The following is a 25,075-nucleotide window of genomic DNA, read 5'->3' as shown; positions in this document are numbered from 1 at the left end:
AAACGGTTTACTTCGATTCAGCAATCCACCGATCCACCTTGTTCTCCAGCAGCGCCAGCGGCAGCGTACCTTCCCCCAGCACGATGGCGTGGAATTGCGGCAGGCTGAACTTGTCGCCCAGCGCCGCCTGCGCGCGCGCACGCAGTTCCTGAATCTTCAGCGCACCGATCTTGTAGCCCAGCGCCTGGCCCGGCCACGCCATGTAGCGCTCGGTCTCGCTGCGCGCGATCGATTCCGGATAGCCAAGGGTGTCGCGCATGTACTGGATCGACTGCTCGCGGGTCCAGCCCTTTGCATGCATGCCGGTGTCGACCACCAGGCGCACCGCGCGCAGCATCTCGTCGTTCAGGTGGCCGAAATAATCTTCCGGCTTGTCGAACAGGCCCATCTCCTTGCCGAGGGTCTCGGCGTACAGCGCCCAGCCTTCCGTAAAGGCATTATTAAAATAGTACTGGCGGAAGGTCGGCAAGCCCAGCTCCTGGGTCAGCGCGATGTGGAAGTGGTGGCCGGGCTGGCCTTCGTGCAGGAACAGCGTGACCATGCCGGTGTCGCCGTACTGGGTCGGGTCGTTCACGACCGACCAGAACACGCCCGGACGCGAACCGTCGGTGGCCGGCGGGGTGTAGTGGTCGGAGGCGGTGGCGCGCGTCAGTTCCGGTTCCAGTCGGATGTCGAGCGGCGTCTTCGGCCGCAGCGAGAACAGCGCCGGCAGCTTGGTGTTCAGCGTGGCGTTCAGCTTACGGTAGACGGCGATGATCTCGGCTTCGGTCTTGAACGGCTTGTACTTGGCCTGTTCGCCGACCCAGGTCGGCAGGCCGCTGGGCGCGCCCGTATAACCCATCTGCGGGCCGATGCGCGCGTATTCGCCCTGGATGCGCGCCACTTCCTTCAGGCCCATCTGGTGGATCTGTTCCGGTTGCAGGTCGGTGGTGGTCTGGCTGGCGACGCGTGCCAGGTACCAGTCCATGCCCTGCGGCAGGGCGCTCCAGCCGGTGCTGGTGCGGCAGGCCGGCATGTATTCGGTCTCGAGGAAGGCCGACAGGCGCGCCAGCGCCGCGTTCAGCTTGCCGTCGATGGTGGCGCGGTAGGCGTCGACCAGCTTCTTCTTGTCGGCGTCCGAGAAGGTGGCCGGGAAATGCTTCACCGGCGCATAATAAATGCTGTCTTCGGCCTTGGCCGCGACCAGCTGCTTGAACTGCGGCAGGGCCGAGACCATGACCGCCTTCTGCAGCACGATGCCGCGCTTCATCCCTTCGCGCATGTTGGCGATGGCCTGGTCGATCCAGGGCGTGAGCTGGTTCAGGCGGCTCAGGTAGGCCTGGTAATCCTTGACGGTCGCCAGCGGCTGCGCGCCCTGGCCGCTGGAGTAGTTCGCCAGCGTCACCGGCATCGCATCCATCTGGTTCAGCGGCAGCAGGTGCTCGGGGAAGGCTTCCATGCGCAGCGTGGTGCGCAGGTCGAAGTCGAGGATGTCGTAGCTGGTCTGGTCGCGCTGCGCCAGTCCATCGCGGCGGATCGCGTGCAGGCGCTTCAGCATCTCCTTGTACAGCGCGAACTGGCGGGCGCGGTTCTTGGGAGCGATCGACATGCCGATCTGGTCGGGGAAGCGCGGGTCGCCCGCTTCGCCGGCCATGACGGGATCGAAGCGCGCTTGTGCGTTCCAGTAGTCGTCGCCCAGCCTGGCCAGTTGCTTCGCGTTGTTGCTCACGCCAGGGTTGGCGGCAGTGCTGACCGGCTTGGCAGTGGTCTGGACGGCGCCGGCGGGCGCGCAGGCGATCAGGGCGGCGGCTGCGATCGCGCCCAGCTTCAGGATCTGTTTCATTATGGGGGAGGTATCCGCAAAAAATAAGGCGGCACAAGGATAACCCTTGCGCCGCCCGTCGCCCAGTCTTTACTGGGAAATCAGTAATTGGCCAGCGGCGCCAACTGGCCGCCCTTGAAGGTGTAGACCGTGACCGCGGTCTGTTTCAGGTTGCCGTTGGCATCGTAGCCGTAGGTGCCGGCCACGCCCGTGTAGCTGGCGCTGTGCAGCACCTTGCCGACCGCGCCGGCGTCGACGCTGTTAGCATCCTGGATCGCCTTGGCGATGAACATGGCCTGGTCGTAGAAGGCCGGCGCATACACGTCCGGCTCGCGCCCGAAGCGCCCCTTGTAGCGGGTCTTGAAGGCCGGGCCGCCGGCCTGCTTGTCGAGCATGGCGCCGGCCTGGGCGCACAATACGTTGGCGCCGACCGCGTCGCCGCCCAGCTTGGCCATCTCGGGGCTGCACAGGGTGTCGCCGCCGAGCAGGCGCACGTTCGCCATGCCGAGCTGCTTCATCTGGCGTGCCATCGGCGCACCCTGCGGGGCGTAGCCGCCGAAGAAGATGGCGTCGACCTTCCTGGTGCGGAACGAGGTCAGGATCGAGGCGAAGTCGCTCGCCTTATCGTTGGTGAATTCGCGGCCGGCCACGGTAAGGCCGGAAGCGCGCGCCTGGCGTGCGAATTCGTCGGCGATGCCCTGACCGAAGGCGGTGCGGTCGTCGATCACGCCGACCGTCCTGATCTTGAGCTCCTTGGCCGCATACGAGGCCATCGAGGCGCCGACCTGGGTGTCGCTGGCCACGATGCGGAACACGTTCGGATAGCGCGCCTGCGTGATCTTGGGGCTGGTGCCGACGGTCGACATCAGGATGCCGGCATCGTGGTAGACCCGCGAGGCTGGAATCGCCACGCCCGAGTTGTAGGGGCCGAGCACGAACTTGACGCCGGCGTCGGCGAACTTCTGGGCCACGTTGACGCCGGATTTCGGGTCGCCCTGGTCATCCTCGGACATCAGTTCGAAACGCAGGGTCTTGCCCGCGGCCTTGATTCTCCGGGCATTGAGTTCCTCGAGCGCCAGGCGCACGCCGTTTTCGTTGTCCTTGCCGGCAAAGGCGTTGGCGCCGGTGAGCGGGCCGCTGAGGCCGATGCGCACCAGCTGGTCCTGTGCCAGGGCGCCGTGGGAAGCAGTGGCCAGCAGCGTTGCGGCCAGTGCGAGTGAAGCGATTTTCATTCTTGACGCATCTCCGTTCTAGATTCCGACGGGCGCCATCATCGCACGATTCGCGCTGGCCGCGGCATCAGGCCGGCAGGCCGTGCGAGATCAGGTCGAGCGGCAGCGCGGTGGTGTACTTGATCTGCTCCATCGAGAACGCCGACGAGACACCGGACAGCTGCGCGGTCTTGATCAGCTTTTTATAAAAGCGGTCGTAGCCGCCGATGTCGGTGGTGACCACCTTCAGCAGGTAGTCGACGTCGCCGCTCATGCGGTGGAATTCGAGCACTTCGGGCAGGGCCATCACGGCCGCGGCGAAGCGCTCCAGCCATTTTTCGTCGTGTTCGACGGTGCGCACGCTGACGAACACCGTCACCGGCAGGCCCACCTTGTTGCGGTTGACGATGCTGACCCGGCTCTCGATATACCCCTCTTCCTCGAGGCGCTTGACCCGCTTCCAGCAGGGGGTGCTGGATAGCCCGACCTTCTCGCTCAGCCCGGAAATCGACAGGGTGGCATCCGCCTGCAGCGCCGCCAGGATGGCGCAATCGTATTTGTCGAGTGAGTTCATTTTATTTTCCTGCCGGTATGAGAATAAATGTTCTGTGAGGCTGGCAAAACAGAAGAGATTTTAGTACATCTTACCCCTCATGAGTCCGTAACATATTACTCAATATGGCGCTACTCGCGAACAATTTTTTTTGGACTTTTGGCAATTATTTCATGAGCCACCTTTCCCACGCTGACGAACTTTATCTCGACGCCAACGCCACCTCGCCCGTGCTGCCCGCCGCCATCGCGGCCGCGCTGGATGCCATGGGTGGCCGCTTCGGTAATCCCAGCAGCAGCCATGCGGCTGGACTGCGCGCCAAACAGATCCTCGACGACACCCGCGCCCGGGCGCGCCGCGTGCTGGGCGGAGGGCCAGGAAGGGTGCTGTTCACCAGCGGCGCCACCGAGGGCATCCAGACCGCCGTGCTGTCGGCGCTGTGCGCGATCCGCGAACGCCGCGCCGCGGGCGACACCTGCGGCGACCTGCTGCTGTATGGCGCCACCGAGCACAAGGCCGTGTCGGAAAGCCTGGCGCACTGGAACCGCCTGCTCGGCACCGGCTTGACCCTGCAGGCGCTGCCGGTCGATGCCGACGGCCGCCACCGCCTCGACATCCTGCGCGAACTGGCGCCGCGCGCGGCCCTGGTGTGCACGATGGCGGCCAACAACGAGACCGGCGTGATCTCCGACCTGGACGGCATCGCGTGCACGCTGCGCGAGCACGGGCCGCGCGCCTACTGGATAGTCGACTGCGTGCAGGCGCTCGGCAAGCTGCCGCTCGACCTGGCCGCGACCCGCATCGACTACGCGCCGTTTTCCGGCCACAAGCTGTATGCGCCGAAGGGCATCGGCATGCTGTACGTACGCGACGGCGCGCCCTACACGCCGCTGATGATCGGCGGCGGCCAGGAAGCCGGGCAGCGCTCCGGCACCGAGAACATGGCCGGCATCGCCGCGCTGGGTGCGGTGCTGGCCGAACTGGAGCAGGGCACGGCCTTCCGCAGCCATGCCGCGATGGCGGCCATGCGCGACCGGCTGGCAGCGGCGCTGGCTGACGCCTTTCCCGGTATCGTGTTCAACGCGCCGCTGGCGCAGGCGCTGCCGACCACGCTGAACTTCGCGGTGCCGGGCCTGGCGTCGAAAGACCTGCTCGACCTGTTCGATGCCGCCGGCCTGCGCGTCAGCGCCGGGTCGGCCTGCTCGGCGGCCAAGGCCGCGCCCAGCTACGTGCTGGCGGCGATGGGTCTGCCGTTGTGGCGCAGCAGCGGCGCCGTGCGCCTGTCGTTCGGGCCGACCGACGGCGACGATTTCATCGACGAAGCCTGCGCGCGCATCCGCCGCTGCGGCCAGGCGCTGCGCGCGCCGCTGCTGGCGCCGTCGCCCCTGAGCGGCGCCGCGCACGGCCTGCTGCAGGTGAGCGCCGAAGGCCGCCACGGCTGGATCGCCTTCGACCTCGACGCCGGTGTGGGCGTGGCGATCGACCCGCCGCTGGCGCTGGCGCCGCGCATCGCGGCCCTGGTCGGCGCGCGCGGCCTGCGCGTGGCGGCGGTGCTGGGCACCGGGTCCGATCCTGAGGGCGCGGCGGCCCGGGCGGCCCTGCGTGCGGCATTGGGACAGGCGCCGGCCGATCCGGGGCCGCTGGGCTGGCCGGGTGACGCGGCCGCGATCGCGATCGGCGCCCGGGTGCTGGCGCGCCTGGCGTCGAGCGGCACGCGCATGGCTTACCTGCTGGACGCGGCCGATGGGAGCGGCATCGCCTTTACCGGCGACGCCGACGGCGTACAGTTGGCGCGGCCCGCTGCCTTGCTGTGCCATGGCGTCGATCTCGATGGCCAGGCGTTCCGCGCGTTGGATGTCGCCGCCACCGAGGCCTCGGCGGCGCACCTGGCGTCGGCGGACCTGGCGGCCTTTTTGCAAGCGCACGCCGATGCCTTGCTGGTCGACGTGCGCGAACAGCCGGAAGCCGACGCCGGCGCATGCCACCTGCATGGCCGCAGCGCGCTCAACCTGCCGCTGTCGCGCCTGGCCGAGCATCTGGCGCAGCTGCTGGCCACGCCCGAACGGCCGCTGGTGTTCGTATGCCGCAGCGGCAACCGCAGCGCCCGCGCCGCGCTGGCCCTGCGCCGCGCCGGCCACCCGCAGGCCTGGACGCTCGCCGGCGGGATCGCGCTGGCGCAGTGATCCCATGCAGAACGCGTACGTACGCCGCTTGCAAGGCGAGCGTACGCTAACGCACTGTCACTGACGACCTGATCTCTTAGCATGGCGTCAGCCGTGCGCCCTCGATCCCGCTTGCCAGCAATCGGCTGCGCACGCCAACATCGAGGTCCTTTTGAAAGACGAACGCCACCGCCCAGACGATGCCGCGCCGCTGCGTGCCGAACTGTTCTCCGCCGCCCAGATGGCGGTGCACGGGCGTAGGCTGGCGGCCGAGCACCAGCTGGGCACGCAGCCGGGCAGCGCGCGCCTGCTCGACCGCCTGGCCGACAATGCCGCCGTCATCCTCGAGGCCTGCAGCGCCCTGACGCTGGCGGCGCGCGATGGTGTGCGCCTGGCGCCGGCCGCCGAGTGGCTGCTCGACCACCGCTACATGATCGAGGAGCAGGTGCGCCTGGCGCACAGCCACCTGCCGCGTCATTACAGCCGGGCCTTGCCCTGCTTGGCCCTGGCGCCGGGGGAGGACGAGGCGGGCAGCCACCCGCGCGTCTACCGGCTGGCGCTGGAAGCCGTCGCGCATGGCGATGGCCGGCTCGAGCCGGAAAGCCTGGCGCGCTTCGTCGCCGCCTATCAGGAAGGCGCGCCGCTGGCGCTGGGCGAACTGTGGGCGGTCCCGATCATGCTGCGCCTGGCGCTGCTCGAAAACGTGCGCCGCATCGCCGCGCGCCAGGCCCACACCTGCAGGCAGCGCGCGCTGGCCAACCGCTGGGCCGACCGCCTGGCCGGCCAGGCCGAGCAGCGCCCGGGCGACCTGATATTGCTGGTGGCCGACATGGCGCGCGAGGTGCCGGCGATGGGCGCCAGCTTCGTGGCCGAGCTGACGCGCCGCCTGCAGGGCCGCAGCGGCCCGCTGACCCAGGCCCTGCAATGGGTCGCGACCCGCCTGGCCGACGACCAGCGCACCATCGAGCAGTCGGTGCAGACCGATATCGCGCGCCAGTCCGCCGACCAGGTCTCGGTGGCCAACAGCATCGGCAGCCTGCGCCTGCTCGGCAGCATGGACTGGCGCGAGTTCGTCGAGACCCTGAGCGCGGTCGAACAGGCGCTGCGCCAGGATCCGGCCGGCGTCTACGGCAAGATGGATTTCGCCACGCGCGACCACTACCGCCACACCATCGAGCGCCTGGCACGCGCCAGCCGGCGCAGCGAGATCGAAGTCGTCGGCGAGGCGTTGGCCCTGGCGGGCGAAAGCGCGCAAGGCGGGCGCGCGCACCACGTCGGCTTCTACCTGGCCGGTAGCGGCCTGGCGCGCCTGGAACGGCGCCTGAAGCTGGGCACGGCCGCGCACCGCGCGGTGCGCCGCATGCTGCGCCGCCTGCCGCTGCCTTTTTATCTGGGCGCGGCCGCCATCCTGACGGCATTGTTCACCGCCGCCGCCGTGATCCACGCGCAGGCTGGCGGCGCCGGCGACGCGCTGCTGTTCGCGCTCGCCGTGCTGGCGGCGTTCGGCGCCAGCCAGCTGGCGCTTTCCCTGGTCAACCTGCTGGCGGCGCGCCTGGTGCGTCCGAAACCGCTGCCGCGCATGGATTTCAGCGCCGGCATCCCGGCCGATGCCCAGGCCGTGGTGGCGGTGCCCGCGCTGCTGTACAGCGGCGACAACGTGGCCACGCTGTGCGACGACCTCGAGGTGCGCTACCTGGCCAACCGCGACCCGCACCTGCGCTTCTGCCTAGTGACCGACCTGCTCGACGCGCCGCTGCAGGACATGCCGGGTGACGCCGAACTGGTCGAGCAGGCGCGCGCCGCCATCGCTGCCTTGAACGGCAAGTACGCACACGACCGCGACGGTGACGCCTTCCTGTTCCTGCACCGCCGGCGCGACTGGAACGAGGGCGAGGGCGCCTGGATCGGGCGCGAGCGCAAGCGCGGCAAGCTGGCCGACCTGAACGCCTTCCTGCGCAGCGGCGCGCGGACGCCGTTCAGCGTGGTCGAAGGCAGTACCGACGGCCTGGCCGAAACGCGCTACGTGATCGTGCTCGACGCCGACACCCGGCTGCCGCGCGACAGCGCGCGCGCACTCGTGGCCGCGATGGCGCACCCGCTGAATGCGCCGGTGCTGAATGAAGAAGGCAGCCGCGTGGCCGAAGGCTACGGCCTGCTGCAACCGCGCGTGAGCGCTGCGCTGGCGCCGGAGAATGCGTCGCGCTACCAGCGCCTGTGCGGCGGCGAGCCCGGCATCGATCCGTACACGCGTGCCGAGCACGACGTCTACCAGAACCTCTTCGGCGAAGGTTCCTTCATCGGCAAGGGCATCTACGACCTGGAGGTGTTCGAGCGCACGCTCCAGGGCCGTTTCCCGGACGACCGGGTGCTGTCGCACGACCTGCTGGAAGGCTGTCACGTCCGCTCCGGCCTGCTGGGCGACGTCCAGCTCCACGAAGCCTGCCCGGCGCGCTACAGCGACGACGTCGGCCGCCGCCACCGCTGGATCCGCGGCGACTGGCAGCTGGCCGGCTGGCTCGGCGCACGCGTACCGGCCCCTGGCGGCCGCCGGGTACCGAATCCGCTGTCGCCGCTGTCGCGCTGGAAGCTGTTCGACAACCTGCGCCGCAGCCTGGTGGCGCCGGTGCTGAGCGCGCTCCTGCTGCTGTGCTGGGCGCAGCTGGACGGGCCGGCGTTCTGGAGCGCCGCGGTGCTCGCGATCTTCTTCCTGCCGGTGTTCTTCCAGGCCCTGATCCGCCTGGCCGGCAAGGCGCACGACGTCACGCTGCGCCAGCACCTGCTGAACTGGGCGCAGGACACGCGCGTCGGCGTCGTGCGTGCCGCCCTCGACGTGAGCTTCCTGCCCCACGAAGCCTGGTACAGCCTCGACGCGATCGCGCGTAGCGCCTGGCGCCTGGGCGTGAGCCGGCGCCGCCTGCTGGAGTGGAAGGCGTCCAGCCTGGCGCGTTCGAGCACCGACCTGGAAAGCAACTGGCACAACATGACGTTCGCGCCGGCGTTCGCGATCGGCACCGCGCTGCTGCTGTCGTTTGCCAATCCGCTGGCGCTGTTCGCGGCGGCGCCGCTGCTCCTGCTGTGGTTCCTGTCGCCGGTCGTCGCCTGGTGGATCAGCCTGCCCGTGGAGCGGCCCGCGCCCGCCATCGACGCCGGCCAGCGCCGCTTCCTGCACACGCTGGCGCGCCGCACCTGGGCCTTCTTCGAAGACCACGTCGGCCCCGAGGACAACTGGCTTCCGCCCGACAGCATGCAGGAGCATCCGGCGCCGTGGGTGTCGCACCGTACCTCGCCCACCAACCTCGGGCTGGCGCTGCTGGCCAACCTGAGCGCCTGGGATTTCGGCTACGCCGCCACCGCCGACCTGCTGGCGCGTACCCGCGCGACCCTGCAGACCATGGGCCGCATGGAGCGCCACCGCGGTCACTTCTACCAGTGGTACGACACCCGCAGCCTGGCGCCGCTGTTACCGATGGTGGTGTCGACGGCCGACAGCGGCAACCTGGCCGGCCACCTGCTGACCCTGGCGGCGGGACTGGAGCAGCTGGCCGATCGCCCGGCCGCATCCAGCCGCGCGCTGGACGGCATCGGCGACACCCTTGCCATCGTCGAGGAGCTGGCCGAAGCCGCCCCGGCGCCGCTCCGGGACGCGATCGCCGCCATGCGCCTCCAGCTCGGCCCGCAACGCCGCCGCAACCTCGACACGCTGCCCGGCCTGCTCGATTGCCTGGCGGCGCTGGCGCGCGCTGCCGCGGCCGTCGAACAGGCCGTCGCCGACGATGCCGTCGCCGACGATGCCGGCGCCGACGATGCCGGCGCCGAGCTGCGCAGCTGGAGCGGCAAGCTGGCCGCGCAATGCCACGCCTTCCACGCCGACCTGCTGTCGACGACGCCCTGGATGCGCGCGGCCCAGGCCTACGTGCTGGATTCGAGCCTGACCCGCATCCCGACCCTGCGCGAACTGGCCGAGGGCGGCGTGCGCATGCCGGCCGACGATACGCTCGCCGCGATGGTGGAACAGGGCGCCGCCCACGCGCGTGCGCGCCTGGACGAGCTGCGCCTGCTGGCGCGCCTGGCGCGCGAGTTCGCCGCCATGGACTTCGGTTTCCTGTACCGCCGCGACACCGGCCTGCTGGCGATCGGCTACAACGTCAGCGAGCGCCGCCTCGACGGCGCCAGCTACGATCTGTTGGCGTCGGAAGCGCGGCTGGCAAGCTTCGTCGGCATCGCCCAGGACCAGCTGCCGCAGGACCACTGGTACGCCATGGGGCGCCAGCTATGCCTGGTGGAAGGCGAGCAGGTGCTGCTGTCCTGGAACGGCACCATGGCCGAATACCTGATGCCGCTGCTGCTGATGCCCGCCCAGCGCGGCACGCTGCTCGGCCAGACCTACCGCGGCATCGTGCGCGCCCAGGCCGCGTATGCGGGCCGCCGCGGCATCCCCTGGGGCATGTCCGCGTCCGGCTACAACACCGTGGATGCGGCCATGCACTACCAGTACCGCGCCTTCGGCGTGCCCGGCACCGGCGCGCGCCGCGGCCTGGATGAGGACCTGGTGGTCGCGCCGCATGCCGGCATGCTGGCGCTGATGGTCGAACCGGCGCTGGCCTGCGCCAACCTGCAGCGCATGGCGGCGCTCGGTTTCAGCGGCCGCTACGGGTTTTACGAAGCGGTCGACTACACGCCGGCGCGCTTGCCGCCCGGCCAGGCCAGCGCCGTGGTGCGTGCCTTCATGGTGCAGCACCAGGGCATGGGCTTGCTGGCGCTGTCCCACCTGCTGCACGGGCGGCCGATGCAGCGTCGCTTCGAGAGCGACCCGCAGCTGCGCGCCACGCTGCCGCTGCTGCAGGAGCGCGTGCCCAGGTCCGGCGCCGCCGCGCCGTCGGGCGCCGATCATCCTGCGTTGCGCCAGCCGGCCCAGGCCGCCGCCACGGCGAACGCGGCAGCGCGCAGCGTGACCGATGCCGATGCCGGCCCTCCCGAAGTGCAGCTGCTGTCGAACGGCCGCTACCACGTGATGGTGAGCGCCGCCGGCACCGGCTACAGCCACTGGAATGGCCTGGCCGTGACGCGCTGGCGCGAAGATCCGAGCGCCGACGACAGCGGCCATTTCTGCTACGTGCGCGACCTCGACAGCGGCGCCGTCTGGTCGACCACGCGCCAGCCGGTGCAAGCCACGCCGGAGCGCTACGAAGCCGTGTTCTCGGAAGGCCGCGCCGAATTCCGCCGCAGCGACCACGGCATCGATCTGCACACCGAGATCGTGGTCTCGCCCGAGGACGACACCGAGCTGCGCCGCATCCGTATCACCAACAAGTCGGGCCGCGTGCGCCGCATCGAGCTGACCGGCTATGCCGAAGTGGTGCTGGCGCCTGCCGCCCTCGACGCGGCCCACCCGGTGTTTTCCCGGATGTTCGTGCAGACCGAGATCCTGCCCGAACGCGGTGCCATCCTGTGCACGCGCCGGCCGCAGACGCCGGACGAGCGGCCGCCGATCCTGCTGAACCTGATGGCGGTGCACGGTGCCGCCGCGGATGCGGATGACGCGGCAAGCTTCGAGACCAGCCGCGCCGCCTTCATCGGCCGCGGCCGGCGCAATGCGCTGCCGGCCGCACTGGCCGGCAGCGATCCGCTCGGCGCGCACGCGGGCACGGTGCTCGACCCGGCGGTCGCGATCCGGCGCGTGCTGACCCTGGCGCCCGGCCAGGAAATCACGGTGGACGTGGTGCTGGGCGTGGCCGCCACGCGCGAGCAGGCCATCCAGCTGGTCGACAAATACCAGGCCCACGAAGCCGGCAACCCGCTGGCCGACCGCGTGTTCGAGCTGGCCTGGACCCATGGCCAGGCGGTGCTGCGCCAGCTGAACGCGAGCGAGCCGGACGCCCAGCTGTACGGCTGCCTGGCCGGCGCCGTGTTGTATCCACAGGCCGCGCTGCGCGCCGACCCGGCCCTGATCGCGCGCAACGGCCGCGGCCAGTCGGGCCTGTGGGCGTATGCGGTGTCGGGCGACTGGCCGATCGTGCTGCTGCAGGTGCGCGACGCGTCGAATATCGAGCTGGCGCGCCAGCTGGTGCAGGCGCATGCCTGGTGGCGCCTGAAGGGCCTGACGGTGGACCTGGTGATCTGGTGCGGCGATGGCGATAGCGGCGGCGCCGGCGGCTACCGCCAGGGCTTGCGCGACCAGATCATGAACCTGATCGCCGCCGGGCTCGACGCGCAATCGCTCGACCGTCCGGGCGGCGTGTTCGTGCGCGCGCTCGAGCAGATCCCGAACGAGGACCGGATCCTGATGCAGTCGGTGGCGCGCGTGGTGCTGTCGGACGAGCGCGGCAGCCTGGCCGACCAGCTGCGCCGTGGCGGCCTGCAGAAGTCGAACCTGCCGCCGCAGTTGAATAATCAGGCGACGCTGCAGACGCCGCAGCCGCAGCCGCAGGCGCCGCTGCCGCTGCCCCCGCTGCAGCTCGACAACGGCATCGGCGGCTTCAGCGCCGACGGCCGCGAATATGTCATCCGCACCGGCCCCGGCCGGCCGACGCCGGCGCCCTGGTCCAACGTGCTGGCCAGCCCGATGTTCGGCAGCGTGGTCTCGGAAAGCGGGCAAGTCTACAGCTGGAACCAGAACGCCCACGAATTCCGCCTCACGCCATGGCACAACGACCCGGTATCCGACCCCGGCGGCGAAGCCTTTTATATACGCGACGAAGAGAGCGGCGTGTTCTGGTCGCCGACCGCCTTGCCGGCGCCGTCCGGCGCCGATTACCTGACGCGCCACGGCTTCGGCTACAGCGTGTTCGAGCACGCGGCGCATGACATCCGCAGCGAACTGCAGACCCATGTGGCGCTGGATGCGCCGCTCAAGTACGTAGTCGTCAGGCTGCGCAACGAGGGACAGTCGCGGCGGCGCCTGTCGGTCACCGGCTACGTCGAATGGGTGCTGGGCGACCTGCGCGAAACGTCGGCCCTGCACGTCGTCACCGAGCATGATCCGGCCAGCGGCGCGCTGTTCGCCCGCAACGCCTACAACACCGACTTCTCGGGCCGGGTCGCCTTCTTCCACCTGGATGCCGAACAGGTTTCGTACACCTGTGACCGCCTCGAATTCATCGGGCGCAACCGCAGCCTGACCAGTCCGGCGGCGTTGGCACGTGCCGGCCTCTCGGGGCGCAGCGGCGCCGCGCTCGATCCCTGCGCCGCGCTGCAGACGGTGATCGAACTGGCGCCGGGCGAGGAAGAGGAGCTGGTGTTCATGCTGGGCGTCGGTGGCCGCCGCAACCTGGACGCGGCCGGCATGGTGCAGCGCCATGCCGGCGCAAGCAACGCCCACGACAGCTTCGCCCGCATGCGCGACTGGTGGGACGAGACGCTCGGCGCGGTCCGCATCGAGACGCCGGAACCGGCGCTGGACGCGCTCGCCAACGGCTGGCTGCTGTACCAGACCATCGCCTGCCGCCTGTGGGCGCGCACCGGCTACCACCAGTCGAGCGGTGCCTATGGCTTCCGCGACCAGCTGCAGGATGCGATGGCGACCGTGCACGCGCGTCCCGAGCTGCTGCGCGACCACCTGCTGCTGTTCGCCGGCCACCAGTTCGTCGACGGCGACGTCCAGCACTGGTGGCATCCGCCCCTCGGCCGCGGCGTGCGCACGCGCAGCTCGGACGATTACCTGTGGCTGCCGCTGGCCGTGTGCCGCTACGTGGAAGTCACCGGCGATACGGCGCTGCTGGACCAGGTCGTGCCCTTCATCGAGGGACGGGAACTGCGGCTAGAGGAAGCCGCCTCGTACGACTTGCCGGAGCACTCCAGCCAGCAGGGCAGCCTGTACGAGCACTGCGCGCGCGCGATCCGGCGCGCGCTGGTGTTCGGCGGCCATGGCTTGCCGCTGATCGGCAGCGGCGACTGGAACGACGGCATGGACCGCGTCGGCGCGCAGGGGCAGGGCGAGAGCGTCTGGCTCGGCTTCTTCTTGTATGAGGTGCTGCAGCGCTTCGCCGCGCTGGCCGAGGGCCAGGCCGACTACGGCTTTGCCACCACCTGCCGCAGCGCGGCCCAGGTGCTGTCGCTGAATATCGAGGAACACGCCTGGGACGGCGAATGGTACCGGCGCGCCTGGTTCGACGACGGCACCCCGCTCGGCGCGCGCGACAGCCAGGAATGCCGCATCGATTCGATCGCGCAGAGCTGGGGCGTGCTGTCCGGCGCCGCCGATCCGGCCCGCGCACGCGCGGCGATGGACGCGGTCGACGCCCACCTGGTGCAGCGCGACGCCGGGCTGGTCCAGTTGCTCGATCCGCCCTTCGACGGCGCCGGCCCCGATCCCGGCTATATCGGCGGCTATGCCCCCGGCCTGCGCGAGAACGGCGGCCAGTACACCCATGCCGCGATCTGGGCCGCGATGGCGTTTGCCGGCCTGGGCGACAGCGAGCGCGCCTGGGAACTGCTGCGCATGATCAATCCGGTCAATCACGCGCGCGATCCGCAAGCCTGCGCGCGCTACATGGCCGAACCGTACGTGATGGCGGCCGACGTCAGCGCGGCGCCGCAGCACCTGGGACGGGGCGGCTGGAGCTGGACCACCGGTTCGGCCGGCTGGATGCTGCGCCTGATAGTCGAATCGTTGCTTGGCGTGGCGCGAAGCGGCGAACGCTTGGCGCTCACGCCACACCTGCCTACCGGTTGGGACGGCTTCCGGCTACACTACCGTTACCGCGGCAGTACATACACGATCGAGGTGCGCAAAGGCACCGTTGCTGCGCTGATCGTGGACGGTGTGCCGCAAGACGATGCGTCGATCGCGCTGGTGGACGACGGCAAGCCGCACAAGGTGGAACTGACGGTCGCCTGCGGCGCCGTCGACCCGGTCGCGGCCGGCCCCGCCCATGACACGACCTGCGAAAAATGATGAGACTCACAACAACGAATGCCGCCGCCCTGATCCTGCTGGCGATGTCGGCATCCGTGCCTGCCATTGCCGCCGACTGGAGCGATACCGCGATCAGCTGGCGCTACGGCACCCGCTACCGCGAACCGTTCAACCCGTCCGACATCAAGAAGAACATCTTTGCGCTGACCCACGCCAGCGGCTACAAGTACGGTTCCAACTACTTCAACCTCGACCTGCTGCAGTCCGACAAGAACGACCCCGCTTCCTTGACCCAGGACGAAGGCGCACAGGAAGCCTATGTGGTTTACCGCCACACGCTCGACATCGGCGCCTTGCGCGGCGCGCCGATCCAGTACGGCAAGGTCAAGGGCCTGGGCCTGGTGCTCGGCTTCGACTGGAACACCAAGAACGACGTCGGCTACAACTCGCGCAAGCGCATGCTGGTGGCCGGCCCGACCCTGATGTGGGACGTGCCCGGCTTCCTCAGCACCGGCCTGCTGCTGCTCCGCGAGAGCAATGCGCCGAGCGGCGCCTTCCCGCCGATTTCGCAGGTCAACGGCCGCTATACCTACGACACCCATGCCATGTTTTCGGCCAGCTGGGGCATTCCGCTGCCGGCGAACCTGCTCGGCGACTGGGCCCAGGGCTGGGGCTTCGAAGGCTACCTGAACTACATCGGCGCCAAGGGCCGCGACGAAGTCGGCAACCCGACCGGCGCCGAGACCAACCTCGACATGCAGCTGATGTACGACCTTGGCAGCCGCTTTGGCCAGCCGAAGAACCGCTTCCGCGTCGGCGTCGAATACCAGTTCTGGAACAACAAATTCGGCAACACGGCGGCCACCACCGGCAACCGTAGCCAGCGGGCCAGCACGCCGATGGTACGTGCCGAATACCATTTCTGAGTGCTATTGCAAACGAGTCAATATTTGTCAAAGAGATATTGATTAACTGATATTGGGGTGATCCGCATATCAAGGCAGGAATTGATGCAATTGCAAAAATTGCATCATGAAAACCACATCCCAACTTTCCTTCCTGGTGCTGGCCGCCGCCAGCTTGTTCAACCCCGTCAAGCTGCCGGCTGCCAAGGCCGCACCGGCCGTCATCGCCGCCGCGCAGCACGAGCACAGCGAATTCGAGGCGACGCTGAACGCGCCTTATCGCGGCGACGGCACCAAGCGCGGCCAGCCGGACGCGCGCAGCTTCACGCTCTCTTTCGACTATCCCGGCCTGCGCCAAGGACTGGGTGCGCGCTGGCAGCTGGAACTGGTGGCGCCCGGCGGCCGCACGGTACAGCGCTGGCAGGGCAGCGTGCAGCTCGCCGGCCAGCCGCGCGACGTGACCGTGCGCTGGCAGGGCCGCTTGAACGGACGCACGGCGGCGCCCGGCATCTACCGCGTGCGCATGCGCGCGGTTGCGGATGAAACGGTCGAGCAAAGCTGGGAGATCGCCGTCGGCCCGCTGCCGGCGCCACTGATGCCGGCCTTTGCACCGCTGCCGACCGCGCACCCCGGCATGGGCGCCGCGCCGGCACCCGCCAGCCTGCCGTACACGGTCTACTACGGCAACCTGCACAGCCAGACCAGCCACAGCGACGGCGGCGCGCCGCTCGACAACTGCAAGGGCGCGCAAGAGCCGCAGACCGCACCCTACGGTCCCGACGCCGCCTACCCGTATGCGCGCGACCGTGGGCTGGACCTGCTGATGGTCTCGGAGCACAACCACATGTACGACGGTTCCGACGGCACCGACAGCGGCGCCGATCCGGCCGCCGCCAAGGCCCTGTACCAATCCGGGCTGCAGGCGGCGCGTGGCTTCAATGCCGCGCATCCCGGCTTCCTGGCGCTGTACGGCATGGAGTGGGGCGTGATCAGCAAGGGCGGCCACCTGAACATCTTCAACAGCGACGAATTGCTGGGCTGGGAAAAGAATGGGCGCGGCGACCTGCTGGCCGACACCGTGACCGCGCGCAGCGACTACGGCGCGCTGTACACGCTGATGAAGGCGCGCGGCTGGATCGGCCAGTTCAACCACCCGGCCAACGGCGGCCAGTTCGTGGTGAACGGCGTGGCGCTCGGCTACACGCCCGACGGCGACGCCGCGATGGCGCTGTGCGAAGTGCTGAACACCTCGGCCTTCTCGACCAACGACAAGGAGCAGGAGACGCGCCGCAGCAACTTCGAGCAGGCCTGCAACAAGGCGCTGGAAGCCGGCTACCATGTGGCCTTCAGCAGCAACCAGGACAACCACTGCGCCAACTGGGGCGCGTCCTATACCAACCGCACCGCCGTGCTGGTGCCGAACGGCGTGCCGCTGACGCGCGACAGCTTCGTCGAGGCCCTGCGCGCGCGCCGCGTGTTCGCCACCATGGACAAGCACGCGCAGCTGGTCTTCACGGCGAACGGCCGCCTGATGGGCGAGCGCTTCGACAACAGCGGCCCGCTGGTCCTGAAGGCGCATTACGCCAGCGATGCCGGCAGGCGGGTGGCGTCGGTGGCGGTGATGGAAGGCGTGCCGGGACGGAACGGCACGGTGACGCAGGTGGCGGCGGCGGCCGAGGTGAGCATCGTGCCGGCGCCGGGGCAGCACTTCTATTATGTGAAGCTGACGCAGGACGATGGGAATATTTTGTGGTCGGCGCCGGTTTGGGTGAATCAGGTGGCGCCGGCGACCAAGCCTTGATGTCCGCTGCTTATGCACGTCGCCCCTGCGAAGGCAGGGCCCCAATTTCGTAGCGTTTCGGCAGCGCGTGCAACTTGGCCCCCTACCTTCGCAGGGGCGACGTAGCTTGGCGTATCGGCTGATCAGAACCCGAGGTTCCTGCCCGCACCCAGCAAGGTCGCCACCCCCAGCACCACAAAGATCAGCGCCGCAATCCCGTGCACCAGCTGCAAGGGCGCCTTGCCCGAGATGCGATCCCCAAAATACACCGCGGGCACATTCGCCAGCATCATGCCCAGCGTGGTCCCGGCCACGACCCACACCGTCGACGCATAGCGCGCCGCCAGCGCCACCGTCGCTACCTGGGTCTTGTCGCCCATCTCGGCCATGAAGAAGGCCAGCACCGTGGTCAGAAAAACGCCGAACCTGGCACGCGGCGCCTCGTCGCCGTCGATATCGTCGGGCACCATGATCCAGGCTGCCATCGCGATGAAGCCGATGCCGAGCACCCAGCGCATCACGTCCGGGCCGAGCAGCTTGCCGGCCAGTGCGCCCACCGCGGCGGCAAACGCGTGGTTGGCGATGGTGGCGACGAAAATGCCGAGCACGATCGGCAGCGGACGGCGGAAGCGGGCAGCCAGCAAAAAGGCGAGCAGCTGGGTCTTGTCGCCGATTTCGGCGAGGGCGACGATGCCGGTTGAAACGAGAAAGGCGTCCATGCAGGGGGCCTGGGCAAAGGGCCGATCATAGCAGAGAGCAGAGTGCGCACACGATGGCGGCGTGCCGATGGCGGCGCCGCGCCCTTCGTCGCCCCGGCGAAAAATGCTATCCTGCTCGCGCCCATGGCTGGCGCCGCGCCAGCAAGTCAATACAGGAAACCGAACGTGCAATCCATGAATCGCATCGCAGCAGCCGTCTTGATCGCCTTTTCCGGCGCCGCCCTGGCCCAGGCGCCAGCCACCGTCCCCGCCGCCCCGACGACCACTGCTACCGCAGCGGCCTACAACCTGGACGCCGACGTCACCCGTGCCATGAAGCTGTTCGACGTGCCGGGCATCGCGATCGCCGTGGTCAAGGATGGCAAGGTCGTCGCCGCGCAGGGCTTCGGCGTGCGCAAGCTCGGCGCGCCGGAGAAGGTCGATGCGAAAACCCTGTTCGAAGTCGCCTCGAATTCGAAGGCCTTTACGGCGGCCGCGCTGGCGATGCTGGTCGACGAGGGCAAGCTGGCCTGGGACGATCCGGTCACCAAGCACCTGCCGGATTTCCAGATGTACGACGCCTACGTCACCCATGAGATGACGGTGCGCGACCTGCTGACCCACCGCAGCGGCCTCGGTCTCGGCGCCGGCGACCTGCTGTGGTGGCCGACCACCAACTTTTCGACCGACGAGATCATCCACAAGCTGCGCTTCATCGCACCGAGCACCAGCTTCCGCAGCAGCTACGCCTACGACAACCTGCTGTACATCGTGGCCGGCAAGATCATCGCGGCGAAGTCCGGCAAGACCTGGGGCGAGACCATCCACGAGCGTATCCTGGGCCCGGTGGGCATGACGACGACGACGACCAGCCTGACGGAGAATGCCGGGAATCCGAACGTCGCCAACGCGCACAGCAAGATCGACGGCAAGATCGCCGCCGTCAAGTCGATGCCGGTGCCGAACGCGGTCGGCGCGGTCGGCATCAACACCAATGCCGAAGACATCGCGCGCTGGATGAACGTCCTGCTCGCGGGCGGCAGCCTGGGCAAGGACGCGAACGGCACCGAGACGCGCCTGTTCAGCGCCAAGCAGGCGCAGGAAATGTGGACCGCGCAGACGCCGATGCGCATCAGCACCCCGAATCCGAAGCTGGCCGGGACCAAGGCGCATTTTGCCGCCTACGGCCTCGGCTTCCAGCTGCGCGACTGGCAGGGCAAGCTGATGGCGCTGCACAGCGGCGCGCTGCAGGGCTTCTATTCGAAAGTGGTGCTGGTGCCGGAAGCGAAGCTGGGCATCGCGATTCTCACCAACGCCGAAAGCGGCGGTTCGATCAACGCGCTGCAGTACCAGCTGGTCGACCATTACCTCGGGACGCCGAACGCGCCCGACTGGATCGGCGCCGTGGCCGCGGTCGAGAACGAGAACCACGCCAAGGAACAGGCACGCCTGGCCACCACCAAGGCCGCGCGCGCCGCCAAATCGCAGCCGTCGCTGGCACGCACCGCCTACGATGGCGATTACCAGGACCCGTGGTACGGCATCGCCACCATCAAGCATGCCGGCGGCAAGCAGATCCTGTCGTTTGCACGCACGCCCGACCTGACCGGGGAACTCCAGCACTTCCAGCACGACACCTTTATCGTGCGCTGGAAGGAGCGCAACTTCAATGCGGATGCGTATGTGACGTTTGCGCTGAATCCGGACGGGAGCATCGAGCGCATGAAGATGCAGCCGATTTCAACGGAAACCGACTTCAGCTACGACTTCCAGGATCTCAATTTCACGCCGGTAAAGCGTTGACGTCCGGGGGACGTCAACGCGGCCACTAACCGTCGTCCCCGCGCAGGCGGTAAATAGCCCAGTGGGCTATTTACCGCCATGCTGAGCTATCGAAGTCAGTATTTCTGAAATACTGGGCTGGTTCCGATGTACCGAATTCTGTTAGTCAGCATGGATTCCCGCCTTCGCGGGAATGACGTTCATGGGCTAACTTAAATAATGAACTTTGCCACGCGTTGGCGTTAAACGCCAACTTCAAATCGGCGGCACCGGATTGAACCCCGCCACCGCCCGATAGCGCCCACCCTGATACCGCAGCACCTGACGCTGGTCGATCGCCGCCGGCGGCGCCGCATGCGCCTCGGCGCGGCTGATCGCGCCATGGTAGCGTACCACCAGGTCGCCCGGCTGCGCGCGTGCCGGGTCGACTTGCCAGCTGCCGTCGATCGCATAACAGTCGTGATTGCCGGGCGCGGTGGCGCTGTCATGTAGCTCACTGTCGTGCAGCCCGCTATCCTGTGGCGGCGCCTTGACCAGCGGCTGCAGGCGCCGTGCGCAGTCGAGCGCGGCGTTGACGTTGGTGCCCGACAGCGCCATCTCGACCACCGGCGTGCCCTGTACCGTGGGGCCCTGCAGTTCGTACAGCGCCAGCCAGGTGCCGCAATAACCGCCCCAGCAGCTGCCGTATTCGACGGCCACGCCCTGGCGCTGCCCCGACAGCGCGACCCGGCGCAGGCTGGCCTCGCCGAAGAAGCCGCGCAGTGCAAAGATGCCCTGGCTGGCCGCCAGCGTCCATCCGCCGCCGCCGCGTGCGAACTGGTAGGCGGCCAGCGCCCGCGGTACCAGGTGCGCGGCCGCGGGCTTGCCGTCCGCGCCAGCCGGCACCAGGCCGGCAACCAGGGTCAGGTGAGTGGCGTCGGTGCGCAGCACCAGTTCGGGCGTGGCCAGCACGCGCTGGGCGCCGGTCTCCCAGCTGGCGCCGCGGACGTCGGTCACGCCGGGGAAGTGCGGTACTGTCACGGTCCGGACGTGGCCGGCCGCGCTGTCGTCCCAGCCGGGAAAGGCCTGGGCCATCAGCCGGCCCATGTCGGGTTCGGCCGCCTGCGCCGCCGGCCAGCACACAGTCACGGCCAGCACGGCCGCGGCAGGGAGGATCGCGGCGCGCATCGTCACAGCTTCTTGCCGTTCCAGACGTCCATCATGTCGGGCGAACCCTGGGAGCGGATGCCGTTGTCCGACAGGACGCCCTCGGTCGCCTCCAGCATCGCCTTGCGCGGCAGGACCATGGTTTCGCCGGCGCGCTGGGCGAAGCGCAGCACGATCAGCTCGTCCTTCTGGTCGCGCAGCAGCGACACCAGGTGGCGCAGGCTGCGCACCGGTACGCCGTTGACCGATTCCACCACCGCGCCGAAGCGGTTCGAGTAGCCGGCCACCAGCTTGTGCGGGAAGAACGGCGAGCTGATCACCACCAGTTCCTCGTGCTGGGCGTCGGGTTCGTCGCCGCGGCGCGTCACCAGCGGGCTGCCGAGGTAGCTCATCGCATTCATGGTCGCGGCGTTGGCATTGAGCGCCCCCAGGAACTCGTTGGTGGCGCGCGAGAACACGATCGGACCGTACACGAAATACGAGGGGTAGCTGCCGTCCAGGCTCGGGATCAGCATGCTGCGGCGGTTGCCGACCGGGACCTGCACCTGCAGCGTCTTGCCGTCGCGGACGATGGTCAAAGGCACCTTGCCGTCGCGCGCCACCTGCTGCACGCGGTACTGGAAGCGCACTCGCAGGTTCGGGCCCAGCTTGACCATGCCCTGGTTGTCGACCGGGTAGTCGCCGACCCGGGTGATGATGTCCCATTCCTTGAGCGGATACGCCGCGTCGCTGCGCGCCGGGCGGTGCACCAGCGCGCCTTCGACCGCTTTATCCAGTTTCAGGTACTGGCGCAGCACCGGGTTTTCCAGCGTCTGGACGTCGTCGACCAGCTGCGGCTTGCCGTCGTAGCGGCCGTCGGCGACGTCGCGCAGGAACAGTTCGACTTCCTCGTTCGGGATCACGTAGCCGATGTTCTGGGCGTTCGTCGCCACCATGTAGGCCAGGCCGATCATCTTGTCGCCGGCGATCACCGGGCCGCCGCTGTTGCCGGGGTTGATCGGCGCGTCGATCTGTACGCGCAGGCCGGCGTTGCCGCCGAAGTAGGGCACGAATTCGACGCGCGAGACGATGCCCTTGGTGATCGATAGCGAATTGCCGCCCAGCGGATAGCCGTAGGCCATCACGGCTTCGCGCACGTCCGGCAGCACGCTGGCGCGCGGCACCGGCTTGTGCTTGTCGAAGAAGGATTCGTCGTCGAGCTTCAGCACCGCCAGGTCCATGCCCGGCGCGATCGCGACCACGGTGGCGCCGATCTTGTCGCCGTCCTGGCTGGCCTGCACCTGCACCTGGCTGGCGTAGCCGACCACGTGGGCATTGGTGAGGATGCGCTTGCCCTCGATGACGACGCCGGAGCCGGTGACCTCCTGCGGCGTGGCCTTGGTCCACGGTTTGTAGGGATCGGGGCGGCGCAGGCTGGAGAAGATCTTGACGACCGAATTCTCGACGGCGGGCGAGGCGGCGGGGACCGTGGGCGGGGCGGTGGCCTTGCTGGGCGCGGCCGGTGTGCCGGGCGTGGGTGAGGCCTCCTGGGCGTGGGCGGCGAAGCCGGCGCTGGCGAGGGCCAAGGGAAGGGCAAAGGTGAGGGCAACTGAGGCGATGCGGACGGTCTTCATGGCGCGATGATGGTTTCCGGATGTAGCAGCATACACGCGCTGTCCATGCGGAAAATACGCGAATTGTCACGCCAGCGCGCTGACCACCAGCTTGCGTTTGCCGTTCGGCGCCAGCGGGATGTCGCGCTCTTCCTGCAGCGCGATGTCGAAGAAGCCGCCCCAGCGGCGCTGCTGGGCGTCCAGCACGAAGGCACGCTGCTCGGCGCTGAGGACGCCGTGGCGCGCCACCACCGCCAGCGTGATCGCGCCGGGGCGGCGCTGGCGCACCTGGTACAGGCGCACGAAGTTCCAGGTCACTTCGTCGATGACGATGGCCAGGCCCGGGATGCGGCGGCCGCTGCGGTCGACCAGGAAGTCCTGGCCGCGGCCATCGATCGCGGCGCAGCGTCCGCCGGCGCCGATGCGGCCGTAGTCGCCGGTGCGGTAGCGGATCAGCGGCATCAGGTCGTTCCACAGCGAGGTGCCGACGATCTCGCAGCGGTCCTCGTCGATGCGGTTCTCGGACCAGCCGTACAGCGGCTGGAAGCGGTAATTGCCCAGGCCTTCGTCGTCGTAGCCGGCGAACGCCAGGTTGGTGCGCTCCGACAGGCCGTAGTTGAGCGACACCGGGCAGCGGAACAGCCGCCGGATCGCCGCCAGCTGGGCCGGGGTGGCCGGTTCCGAGGCCAGCAGCACGGCCCGCACCGGCAATGCCAGGTCGCCGGGCCGCAGCAGCTCGGCCAGCGCCGCGGCCGAACTCGGGTAGGCGTGCACGTAGGCCGGGCGGAAGCGCGCGATGGCGCCCAGGATCGCGGCGCGGTGCGCGGCGTCGAGGTGGTAGGGCGACAGCATCAGCCGGTTGCCGGCCACGCGCGTGGGCGCTTCGTGCGCCAGGCGGCGTGCGTCGGCGCCGATGCGCAGGATGCGCGCCTTGTCGAAGGAAAAGCCGAACCTGCCCCATTCATGGGTAAAAAAGGCTTTTTCGATGTCGGCCAGGCGCTTGCTGCGCCACATGCCGATGCCCTGGCCGGACGAGCCGCCGCTGGTCGCGTACAGCAGTTTATCGGTGTCGGCGCGGCAATCGAGGAAGTCGCGCTGCTGCGCCATCACCTCGTCCTTGCTCAGATAGGGAAAGCAGGCCAGCACCTGTTCCAGCGGCTCGTGCGCCGCCTCCGCAGGGCCGAGCCGGACGTTGCGCCGGTACCAGGGCACGTGCTCGAGCGCGTGCACCAGCACCCGGCGCAGGCGCCGCCGCGCTTCCTGTGCGACCCGGATGTCATCCTGGGCCAGCAGTGCCCGCACCCGGAAGAAATCGGGGTGGTACAGGATGCGCGCGGGCAGGAAGCGGCGCCACGCGTAATAGCCGGCGCCCACGCGCGCCGCCAGCCAGCCTTGCGCCGCCATCGGCTAGCCGTTGACGAGCCGGCGGAAGGCGTCCGCCGACAGGTGGCCGAGCCCGAGGCTGGCCAGGGTCCGCCCCTCGCGCACGAAGTCGCGCCCGAGCAGGCCGCCGGCGATCACGATCAGGGCGTCGGCCACCGGCGTCGGCACGGCCATCAGGCGTCCGATCGACGCCATCAGCGCCAGTCCCATCGGCACGTCCTCGGTGAGGAAGCGGGTGTCGAGGCGGTTCGGGCCCTTCGGTCCGCCTTCGCGCGCATAACGGCGGAATACCCCCAGGCCTGGGCGCGTCAGGTCGTCCTCGTTGCGGAAGCGGCATTCGTCGAAGTAGGGCGAGGGCGTGCCGCCGCTGGCTTCGATCACCGCGTTTTTCTCGGCATCGAGCCGCGCCAGCAGGCGCAGCACCGAGGGCGTGAAGGCTTCGCGGTACATCCAGAATTCGCCCTGCGCGTATTCGATGCGGCTGGCCGAGAGCAGGGTGCCGATCGTGTGCACGATCAGGTTCGGGTTGTGCAGCGCAGACTCGACCACGTTGCCGCGCGTCGCCACATAGGTCGGGAACAGGCGCGCGGCGCGCTCCAGCCCTTCGCCGGCACGCGCGCGCGGCACGAAGGCGAGCGCGTTGCGCACGTTGCGGAACAGGACGTCGACCACGCCCGGCGCAGCCAGGCGCGCATCGTAGGGCAGGCTCTCGCCCTCGGCCAGCAGGAAGCCGGCGCGTTCCTGCCACGGCAGGAAGTAGCACGAGCCCATGTTCCCCGGTGCCAGCAGTACCAGCGGGCGCGCGTCGAGCCGGGGGCCGAGCAGCGCCGCCATCTGTGGGTGGAACTGGGTCTGGGTGGTGACGATCACGGCGTCCGGGGCGCTGGAAAAGGCTTCGGCGACGTCGCGCGTGGCCAGTGCCAGCCGCGCCTGGCGCGTGACGCCGCCGTCGGGATGGCTGACGACGGTGATGGTCCCCGTTTCGCGTACCGTGTCGAAATTGTCGTCGTGCAGGGCGTGCGAGGTCTTGAGCAGCGCGACGTGGTGGCCGTCGAGTGCGAGCAAAGCGCCAAGCGCGCAGCCGGCGTTACCGGCCCCAACCATTAGCACATTCATGTTTGAGCTCCGTCAGATGAGCGGATGACGAAGCTTGACGATGCCAGTGGTAGGAGAGGTGAGGTTGCGTTGGCTCAGATATGCTGGGTGGG

13 protein-coding genes are annotated in these 25,075 nt (G+C 69.0%); 5 read left to right on the top strand and 8 right to left on the bottom strand.

Annotated elements, in window-relative coordinates; all coding sequences use genetic code 11:
* Nucleotides 1–7 precede the first annotated feature (7 nt).
* The 3 genes from U1H99_RS12795 to U1H99_RS12785 all read right to left on the bottom strand — a co-directional run bounded on the left by U1H99_RS12795 (nucleotide 8) and on the right by U1H99_RS12785 (nucleotide 3,586).
* A complete protein-coding gene (locus U1H99_RS12795) occupies nucleotides 8–1,822 on the bottom strand; it encodes a DUF885 domain-containing protein (RefSeq protein ID WP_323142135.1) in 1,815 nt (604 codons plus the stop codon).
* An 80-nt stretch (nucleotides 1,823–1,902) separates the two neighbouring features.
* A complete protein-coding gene (locus U1H99_RS12790) occupies nucleotides 1,903–3,033 on the bottom strand; it encodes a branched-chain amino acid ABC transporter substrate-binding protein (protein WP_323142134.1) in 1,131 nt (376 codons plus the stop codon).
* 67 nt (nucleotides 3,034–3,100) lie between these two features.
* Nucleotides 3,101–3,586: an Lrp/AsnC family transcriptional regulator gene (locus U1H99_RS12785; protein ID WP_323142133.1), complete on the bottom strand. Its 486-nt coding sequence runs from the start codon at nucleotides 3,584–3,586 to the stop codon at nucleotides 3,101–3,103.
* A gap of 152 nt (nucleotides 3,587–3,738) precedes the next feature.
* Here U1H99_RS12785 and U1H99_RS12780 point away from each other — a divergent pair, with 152 nt between their 5' ends.
* From U1H99_RS12780 to U1H99_RS12765, 4 genes are all read left to right on the top strand, one after another.
* The gene (locus U1H99_RS12780; RefSeq protein WP_323142132.1) at nucleotides 3,739–5,748 is read left to right on the top strand and encodes an aminotransferase class V-fold PLP-dependent enzyme; all 2,010 of its coding nucleotides are present in this window, start codon (nucleotides 3,739–3,741) and stop codon (nucleotides 5,746–5,748) included.
* A gap of 151 nt (nucleotides 5,749–5,899) precedes the next feature.
* Nucleotides 5,900–14,620, top strand: a complete 8,721-nt coding sequence (locus U1H99_RS12775) for a GH36-type glycosyl hydrolase domain-containing protein (protein ID WP_323142131.1) — start codon at nucleotides 5,900–5,902, stop codon at nucleotides 14,618–14,620.
* On the top strand, nucleotides 14,620–15,507 hold the full coding sequence (locus U1H99_RS12770; RefSeq protein ID WP_375341616.1) for an outer envelope protein: 888 nt from the start codon (nucleotides 14,620–14,622) through the stop codon (nucleotides 15,505–15,507). The genes U1H99_RS12775 and U1H99_RS12770 overlap by 1 nt, the downstream gene beginning before the upstream one ends.
* A 106-nt stretch (nucleotides 15,508–15,613) precedes the next feature.
* On the top strand, nucleotides 15,614–17,287 hold the full coding sequence (locus tag U1H99_RS12765) for a CehA/McbA family metallohydrolase (protein WP_323142129.1): 1,674 nt from the start codon (nucleotides 15,614–15,616) through the stop codon (nucleotides 17,285–17,287).
* A 122-nt stretch (nucleotides 17,288–17,409) separates the two neighbouring features.
* Here the strand turns inward: U1H99_RS12765 and U1H99_RS12760 are convergent, their stop codons facing one another.
* Nucleotides 17,410–17,985 (bottom strand): TMEM165/GDT1 family protein, encoded by a 576-nt coding sequence (locus U1H99_RS12760; RefSeq protein WP_323142128.1) that lies wholly within the window; start codon nucleotides 17,983–17,985, stop codon nucleotides 17,410–17,412.
* 174 nt (nucleotides 17,986–18,159) lie between these two features.
* On the opposite strand from U1H99_RS12760, the gene U1H99_RS12755 reads away from it, so the two are divergent.
* Nucleotides 18,160–19,767 (top strand): serine hydrolase, encoded by a 1,608-nt coding sequence (locus U1H99_RS12755; RefSeq protein ID WP_323142664.1) that lies wholly within the window; start codon nucleotides 18,160–18,162, stop codon nucleotides 19,765–19,767.
* A 234-nt stretch (nucleotides 19,768–20,001) separates the two neighbouring features.
* On the opposite strand, the gene U1H99_RS12750 is transcribed toward U1H99_RS12755, so the two are convergent.
* The 4 genes from U1H99_RS12750 to U1H99_RS12735 all read right to left on the bottom strand — a co-directional run bounded on the left by U1H99_RS12750 (nucleotide 20,002) and on the right by U1H99_RS12735 (nucleotide 24,983).
* A complete protein-coding gene (locus tag U1H99_RS12750) occupies nucleotides 20,002–20,913 on the bottom strand; it encodes a hypothetical protein (RefSeq protein ID WP_323142127.1) in 912 nt (303 codons plus the stop codon).
* A gap of 2 nt (nucleotides 20,914–20,915) precedes the next feature.
* The gene (locus U1H99_RS12745; protein WP_323142126.1) at nucleotides 20,916–22,505 is read right to left on the bottom strand and encodes a trypsin-like peptidase domain-containing protein; all 1,590 of its coding nucleotides are present in this window, start codon (nucleotides 22,503–22,505) and stop codon (nucleotides 20,916–20,918) included.
* A gap of 66 nt (nucleotides 22,506–22,571) precedes the next feature.
* Nucleotides 22,572–23,888 carry a phenylacetate--CoA ligase family protein gene (locus U1H99_RS12740; protein ID WP_323142125.1) on the bottom strand — a complete coding sequence of 439 codons (1,317 nt, stop codon included), beginning with the start codon at nucleotides 23,886–23,888 and terminating at the stop codon, nucleotides 22,572–22,574.
* A 3-nt stretch (nucleotides 23,889–23,891) separates the two neighbouring features.
* Nucleotides 23,892–24,983 carry an NAD/NADP octopine/nopaline dehydrogenase family protein gene (locus tag U1H99_RS12735; protein WP_323142124.1) on the bottom strand — a complete coding sequence of 364 codons (1,092 nt, stop codon included), beginning with the start codon at nucleotides 24,981–24,983 and terminating at the stop codon, nucleotides 23,892–23,894.
* Between the last annotated feature and the right edge of the window lie 92 nt (nucleotides 24,984–25,075).

This window comes from Massilia phyllosphaerae (genome assembly GCF_034659755.1).
Lineage (GTDB): Bacteria > Pseudomonadota > Gammaproteobacteria > Burkholderiales > Burkholderiaceae_D > Telluria > Telluria phyllosphaerae.
Note: the sequence above shows the minus strand (reverse complement) of the source record. Positions and strands in the feature narration are given on the sequence as shown.

What these genes read in the sequence shown, in the direction of transcription:
- U1H99_RS12795 (WP_323142135.1), bottom strand. Translation starts at nt 1,822, where the DNA reads ATGAAACAGATCCTGAAGCTGGGCGCGATCGCAGCCGCCGCCCTGATC.
- U1H99_RS12790 (WP_323142134.1), bottom strand. Translation starts at nt 3,033, where the DNA reads ATGAAAATCGCTTCACTCGCACTGGCCGCAACGCTGCTGGCCACTGCT.
- U1H99_RS12785 (WP_323142133.1), bottom strand. Translation starts at nt 3,586, where the DNA reads ATGAACTCACTCGACAAATACGATTGCGCCATCCTGGCGGCGCTGCAG.
- U1H99_RS12780 (WP_323142132.1), top strand. Translation starts at nt 3,739, where the DNA reads ATGAGCCACCTTTCCCACGCTGACGAACTTTATCTCGACGCCAACGCC.
- U1H99_RS12770 (WP_375341616.1), top strand. Translation starts at nt 14,620, where the DNA reads ATGAGACTCACAACAACGAATGCCGCCGCCCTGATCCTGCTGGCGATG.
- U1H99_RS12765 (WP_323142129.1), top strand. Translation starts at nt 15,614, where the DNA reads ATGAAAACCACATCCCAACTTTCCTTCCTGGTGCTGGCCGCCGCCAGC.
- U1H99_RS12760 (WP_323142128.1), bottom strand. Translation starts at nt 17,985, where the DNA reads ATGGACGCCTTTCTCGTTTCAACCGGCATCGTCGCCCTCGCCGAAATC.
- U1H99_RS12755 (WP_323142664.1), top strand. Translation starts at nt 18,160, where the DNA reads ATGAATCGCATCGCAGCAGCCGTCTTGATCGCCTTTTCCGGCGCCGCC.
- U1H99_RS12750 (WP_323142127.1), bottom strand. Translation starts at nt 20,913, where the DNA reads ATGCGCGCCGCGATCCTCCCTGCCGCGGCCGTGCTGGCCGTGACTGTG.
- U1H99_RS12745 (WP_323142126.1), bottom strand. Translation starts at nt 22,505, where the DNA reads ATGAAGACCGTCCGCATCGCCTCAGTTGCCCTCACCTTTGCCCTTCCC.
- U1H99_RS12740 (WP_323142125.1), bottom strand. Translation starts at nt 23,888, where the DNA reads ATGGCGGCGCAAGGCTGGCTGGCGGCGCGCGTGGGCGCCGGCTATTAC.
- U1H99_RS12735 (WP_323142124.1), bottom strand. Translation starts at nt 24,983, where the DNA reads ATGAATGTGCTAATGGTTGGGGCCGGTAACGCCGGCTGCGCGCTTGGC.